The 5,739-nt window shown below is 74.9% G+C and carries 5 protein-coding genes and 1 pseudogene; 4 read left to right on the top strand and 2 right to left on the bottom strand.

Annotated elements, in window-relative coordinates; all coding sequences use genetic code 11:
• Window positions 1–318, top strand: a 318-nt coding sequence (locus tag EBN88_RS32220) for a hypothetical protein (RefSeq protein WP_233581052.1), incomplete at its 5' end; no start/stop codon positions are given.
• Between the two features lie 33 nt (window positions 319–351).
• Window positions 352–789, top strand: a complete 438-nt coding sequence (locus EBN88_RS28015; RefSeq protein WP_122399832.1) for a roadblock/LC7 domain-containing protein — start codon at window positions 352–354, stop codon at window positions 787–789.
• 258 nt (window positions 790–1,047) lie between these two features.
• On the opposite strand, the pseudogene EBN88_RS32225 reads toward EBN88_RS28015, so the two are convergent.
• A pseudogene (locus tag EBN88_RS32225) lies at window positions 1,048–1,425 on the bottom strand (TetR/AcrR family transcriptional regulator); the annotation flags it as partial.
• A gap of 97 nt (window positions 1,426–1,522) precedes the next feature.
• On the opposite strand from EBN88_RS32225, the gene EBN88_RS28025 reads away from it, so the two are divergent.
• The gene (locus EBN88_RS28025; protein ID WP_122399833.1) at window positions 1,523–2,641 is read left to right on the top strand and encodes a serine hydrolase domain-containing protein; all 1,119 of its coding nucleotides are present in this window, start codon (window positions 1,523–1,525) and stop codon (window positions 2,639–2,641) included.
• Between the two features lie 30 nt (window positions 2,642–2,671).
• On the opposite strand, the gene EBN88_RS28030 is transcribed toward EBN88_RS28025, so the two are convergent.
• Window positions 2,672–3,412: a M15 family metallopeptidase gene (locus EBN88_RS28030; protein ID WP_233581054.1), complete on the bottom strand. Its 741-nt coding sequence runs from the start codon at window positions 3,410–3,412 to the stop codon at window positions 2,672–2,674.
• A 148-nt stretch (window positions 3,413–3,560) separates the two neighbouring features.
• Between EBN88_RS28030 and EBN88_RS28035 the strand changes: the two genes are divergently transcribed.
• The gene (locus tag EBN88_RS28035) at window positions 3,561–5,600 is read left to right on the top strand and encodes an acetoacetate--CoA ligase (protein WP_122399835.1); all 2,040 of its coding nucleotides are present in this window, start codon (window positions 3,561–3,563) and stop codon (window positions 5,598–5,600) included.
• The last annotated feature ends 139 nt before the right edge of the window (window positions 5,601–5,739 follow it).

A 5,739-nucleotide genomic window follows, 5' to 3' on the forward strand; every position in this document is an offset into this window, starting at 1 on the left:
CTGACCGGCGCCGGCCTGCCCCGGCGCGTGCGCCGCACGGCCCCAGCGCCCGAACGCTCAGCCGCCGGCGGCCCGGCCGGCCACCCGGAGCCTGAGCCGGCGCCCGAGCTGGACGCGGAGGAGCTGCGCAGCAAGTTGGCCGCGCTGCAACGCGGTTGGCGACGTGGCCGGGAGCAGACGGAGGAGCCGGCGCGCGGCGAGGCCCCACCGGGCCCGAACCAGGAGACCCCCGCGCGCCCCGCGCATCCGCCGACTCCCGCGCGCCCCGCGCACGCGCCACACAACCCCTCGCACTCCCCGAATCCCTCGAACCCCTGAAGCAGTAAGCGCCAGACCCCGAAGGCAGGACGCATGACCGAACCCGAGCCGACGACCCCCGGCCCCGCCGAGCGGAAGGGCCCCCCGGCGGCCGAGACCGTCGATCCGCTGCTCGACGAGCTGGTCGAGCGGGTCCCCGGCATCCGCCACGCCCTGCTGCTGACCGCCGACGGCCTGGCCAGAGGCACCTCCCGCGCCCTGGGACGGGTCGACAGCGACCAACTGGCCGCCGTGGCCTCCGGGTTCCACAGCCTGGCGCGCGGCGTTGGCCAGCACTTCGACACCGGCACCGCCCGGCAGACGCTCGTCGAGCTGGACGACGCGTTCCTGCTGGTGACGGCGGCCGGCTCGGGCAGCGCCCTGGCGGTGCTCACCGAGGCGGAGGCCGAGGTGGGGCAGGTCGCCTACGAAATGGCCCTGCTCGTCAAGCGGTTGGGCCCGCTGCTCGCCACCCCGCCGCGCCGCCCCTGACGGCGGCCGTCGACCGCGCTCCCGGGCCGGGCCCCGAAGCCACCCCCGCACCCACCGGTTTCGACGGCGCCCGGCGGGAATGTCGCGAACGGGTGACAAAGCGGGGGACCAGGCGAACCAAGGTCGCATGAGTGGCGTCCGAATACACGTGACGGCGGCTTCCGGGACCGACGGGGGTGGCTCCGGGACGCCGCCGTCACCGTCGCGGCCCCTCGCGGCACGCGCGCGCGTGGACCACGCGCGGGGGATCGCGGCCTCGATCCCCGCGAGACGCGCGGCGAGGATCTCCTCCGTCACCCGCCGGGAACCGGCGCCGCCCGACGCGTGACGCCCCCACGCCGTGGCGAGTTGGGGCTGCTGCCCGAAGGCCCCGCGCACCCGCGGCGCCAGCGCGGTGATGCGCTGCTTCCGGTCGCCCTCGCGCCGGTAGCCGTCCAGGGCCGCCCCGAGCACCCGGTCGGCGACCGCCCGCGGCAGCTCCGTCCTGCCGCGGAAGCGCCGGTAGAGGCCGGAGGAGTCGGGTCCCAGGACCTGCGCCAGCCGCCGCACGCTGAACGAGTCGACATCGCCCGTGCGCGGCACCTCGGCCGCCGTGTCCAGGATCTTCTCGGTCGACCAACGCCTGCGACCCGCCATCCCACCACCTCCCGTGTTCGCCCTCGCCGGCCTCGGCCCAGCCCATGCGCGCTGCCCTGCACTTTGCGTTGCACGCACCGTGTGCATAATGAGGGGCATGACTTCCACGCTCGATCCCGAGAAGCTGACCGCAGCCCTGGAGAACGTCCAACGCGCCGGCATCCCCGGCCTGTTCGCCGAGGTGCGCGACGGCGAGCGGACCTGGCGCGGCGCCGCCGGCGTGGCCGACCTCGCCACCGGCCGCCCCGTCACCCCCGACCTGCGGCACCGCGTCGGCAGCGTCACCAAGACCTTCACCGCCGCCGCCGTGTTCCTTGAGGTCGAGCGCGGCCGGATCGACCTGGACGCGCCGATAGGCCGCTACCTCCCGAAGCTGGTCCCGGGGGAGCGCGGCCGCGCCATCACCGTCCGGACGCTGCTCAACCACACCAGCGGCCTCGCCGAGTACCTGCCCCACGCCTACCCGTCGCTCAAGGCGTTCCCCGTCATCGCCGACACCGGACCCGAGAGCCTGGAGGAGCACCGGTTCACCCGCTTCCACGCGACCGAACTCATCGAGCTGGGCGTCGCCGCGCCCGCCGTCGGCACCCCGGGCGGCACCCCCGGGGTGTACTCCAACACCAACTACCTGCTGCTCGGCGAACTCCTCGCCCATGTCACCGGCGCCACCGTCGAGCGGTGCGTCACCCGGAACGTCATCGAGCCCGCCGGCCTGGCGAACACCGCGTTCCCCACCACCCCGACCGTCGACGGGCCGCACGCGCGGCTCTACGAGGCGTGGTTCGGCAGGCTCGACCCGCCGCGCGACTACAGCGTCTTCGACATGTCCTGGGTCGGCCCGGCCGCCGCGCTGGTCTCCACCGTCGCCGACCTCAACCGCTTCTTCGCCCTGCTGACGGCCGGCGAGATCGTCGCCCCGTCCTCGCTGGAGCAGATGCGGCGCACCGTTCCCGTCGTCTCCCAGGAGGGCGGGCTCATCGACTACGGCCTCGGCCTGCACCCCACCGAGGCGCCGGGCCGGGACACGTTCTGGGGCCACGGCGGCACGGTCTGGGGCGGGGGAACGCTGGCCATGACCCGCGCCGACGGCGCGCGGCAGCTGGCCCTCGCGGTGAACCTGCAACGCTGGAACCGCCTCGACGCCTCCGGCCGCCCCGGGCCCCACCCCATCGACGAGGCCCTGACCGCGTTCCAGCGCCTGGCGCTGTACGGCTGACGGGCCGGCCGCGCGGCGGGCACGGTGGGGCTACTCCCCGCGCAGCGCCGCGCGTTCGACGGGGAAGTCGAAGTGCCGGTCGGGGAACGGCTCCTCGTCGTGGGTGAAGTGCCACCACTCGGTGTCGATCGGCGTGAAGCCCCGCGCGGCCATCGCGGAGCGCAGCCGTTCCCTGGCCCGCCGCTGCTCGGCGTCGGGCTCGGGGGAGCCGGGGTGCGAGGCGGGGTCGAAGAAGTCGAACCCCGTGCCCATGTCCACCGCCCGCCCCTCGTCGTCCACCAGCGTCAGGTCCACCGTGCCACCCCGGCTGTGCCCGGAGCGCTCGGCGAGGTAACCCTCGTCGAACAGCCGGTCCTTGGGCACCCTGGGGTAGAACTCCTCCCGCTCCTCGGTCGCCCCGGGGTCCTCCGCCCAGCGCAGGAAGTGGTCGACGGCGCGCTGCGGCCGGTAGCAGTCGAAGACCCGCAGGCCCAGGCCGTCCCGCGCCAGGTCGCGTTCGACCCGGGTCAGGGCGCGCGCGGACTCCTCGGCCAGCAGACACTCGGGCTCCTCGTAGCCGTCGATCCGCTCGCCCACGAAGTTGTGGTCGCCGGCGTACCGGATGTCCTGCTCGATCCCGGGCGCCACCTCGCGCAGCGCCACGAAGCCCGCCGGCGCGCGCTCCGTCTCCTCCGGCGCGCGCGCCGGCGCGACCGATCCCGCCAGGGCGGCCAGCGCCCCGGTCGCCAACACGGCCGTCACCGCGCGGGCCGGCCGTCGAGGGAAGCCCACCCCCCACGCCTACCAGGGCGCCGGCCGACCGGAAACCCGGCAGGGGCGTTGGCCGGGCATTCGGGTGCCCGCCACACTGGTGCCCACCGGGCCGAGCTGAGATCGTCCCGGTACCCAGCGCCAGTGCCGTCGCTAACCGGAGCCGCCCATGAGCATCGAAGACCGCATCGACCAGCCGCTGTGGCGCCCCGACCCCGCGCGGGTCGCCGCAGCCCGGATCACCCGCTTCCACGCCGTCGCGGCCGAGCGCCACGGCGCCCCGCCGCCCAGGGGCGACGGCCCGGAGGCCGACTACGCGGCGCTGCACCGCTGGTCGGTCACCGACCTGGAGGCGTTCTGGCGGGCCGTCACCGACTTCTTCGACGTGCGGTTCACCGCCGAGCCCACGGCCGTGCTGCCCGACCCGAGGATGCCGGGCGCCCGCTGGTTCCCCGGCGCCACCCTCAACTACGCGGAGCACGCGCTGCGCGGCCCGGCCGGAACGGGCCCCGACGACGCCGAGGCGGCCGAGCGGCCGGCCCTGCTGGCCCTGGGCGAGGACCTGACGCCCCGCCCGATCTCCTGGTCCGAACTCCGGCGCACGGTCGGGGCGCTCGCCGCCTGGCTGCGTGCGCAGGGCGTGCGCCCCGGTGACCGTGTGTGCGGCTACCTCCCCAACGTTCCCGAGGCCGTGGTGGCGCTGCTGGCCAGCGCGGCGGTGGGCGCGGTGTGGACCTCGTGCGCCCCCGACTTCGGCGCGCGCGCCGTGCTGGACCGCTTCCAACAGGTCGAGCCCACCGTGCTGTTCGCGGTCGACGGCTACCGCTTCGCCGGCCGGGAGCACGCGCGCGCCGACACCGTCGCCGAACTGCGCGCCGGGCTGCCCACGCTGCGCGCCGTCGTGCACGTCCCGCTGCTCGGCACCGAGCCGCCCGAGGGCGCGCTGACCTGGGACGAGGTCACCGCCGACGCCACCGAACCGGTCTTCGCGCGGGTCCCGTTCGACCACCCGCTGTGGGTGCTGTACTCCTCCGGCACCACGGGCCTGCCCAAGGCGATCGTCCAGTCCCAGGGCGGCATCCTGCTGGAGCACCTCAAGCAGCTGGGCCTCCACCTCGACCTCGGCCCCGGCGACCGCCTGTTCTGGTACACCTCGACCGGCTGGATGATGTGGAACTTCCTCGCCTCCAGCCTGCTGACCGGCACCACGGCGGTGCTCTACGACGGCGCCCCGGCCCAGCCCACGCCCGACGTCCAGTGGCGGGTGGCCGAACGCGTCCGGGCCACCGTCTTCGGCACCTCGGCCGCCTATGTCACCGCCTGCGCCAAGAAGGACGTGCACCCCGCGCGCGACCTGGACCTGAGCGCGACCCGCTGCGTCGCCACCACCGGATCGCCGCTGCCGCCCGACGGATTCCGCTGGCTGCACGAGGAGGCCGGCGCCGACCTGTGGATCGCCTCGGTCAGCGGTGGAACCGACGTGTGCAGCTGCTTCGCCGGCGGCGTTCCGACGCTGCCCGTGTACGTCGGGGAGCTTCAGGCGCCCTGCCTCGGCACCGACCTGGCGGCCTGGGACGCCGACGGCACCCCGCTGATCGACGAGGTGGGGGAGCTGGTCGTCGGCACCCCGATGCCCTCGATGCCGGTCTCGTTCTGGAACGATCCCGACGGCAGCCGGTACCGCGAGAGCTACTTCGACATGTACCCGGGCGTCTGGCGGCACGGCGACTGGATCACCCACACCTCGCACGGCGGGGTGATCATCCACGGCCGCTCCGACTCCACGCTCAACCGGCAGGGCGTGCGCATGGGTTCGGCCGACATCTACGAGGCCGTCGAGCTGCTGCCCGAGGTCAGCGAGTGCCTGGTGATCGGCGTGGAACGGCCCGACGGCGGCTACTGGATGCCGCTGTTCGTGGCCCTGGCCGACGGCGCTGTGCTGGACGACGCGCTGCGCGAGCGGATCGCCGCGACCATCCGCGAACGGCTGTCGCCGCGTCATCTGCCGGACGAGATCCTCCAGATCCCCGGCGTGCCGCACACCCGCACCGGCAAGCGCCTGGAGGTGCCGGTCAAGCGGCTCTTCCAGGGCGTCGAGCTGGACCGCGCGGCCAATCTGGGCGCCGTGGACGACCCGGAACCGCTGCGCTTCCTCGCCCGGCTCGCCCGCGAGAGATCGACTGTCAGTGACGGCGGCTACGGTGGGTGACCAAATGGTTGTTCGACCGTGGAGGTGGGCTTCATGCGGTGGTTCGAGGGCTTCGAAGGGCCCGAAGGATCGGAGGGCGAGCGGCGGCGCGGCCGCCGGGGCCGGCGCGGCGGGAGCCGCGGGCCCGGCGGCTGGCGGC

The sequence above is a fragment of the Streptomyces triticirhizae genome, from assembly GCF_003696235.1.
In the GTDB taxonomy this organism is placed as follows: Bacteria; Actinomycetota; Actinomycetes; order Streptomycetales; family Streptomycetaceae; genus Streptomyces; species Streptomyces triticirhizae.

What these genes read in the sequence shown, in the direction of transcription:
- EBN88_RS28015 (WP_122399832.1), top strand. Translation starts at nt 352, where the DNA reads ATGACCGAACCCGAGCCGACGACCCCCGGCCCCGCCGAGCGGAAGGGC.
- EBN88_RS28025 (WP_122399833.1), top strand. Translation starts at nt 1,523, where the DNA reads ATGACTTCCACGCTCGATCCCGAGAAGCTGACCGCAGCCCTGGAGAAC.
- EBN88_RS28035 (WP_122399835.1), top strand. Translation starts at nt 3,561, where the DNA reads ATGAGCATCGAAGACCGCATCGACCAGCCGCTGTGGCGCCCCGACCCC.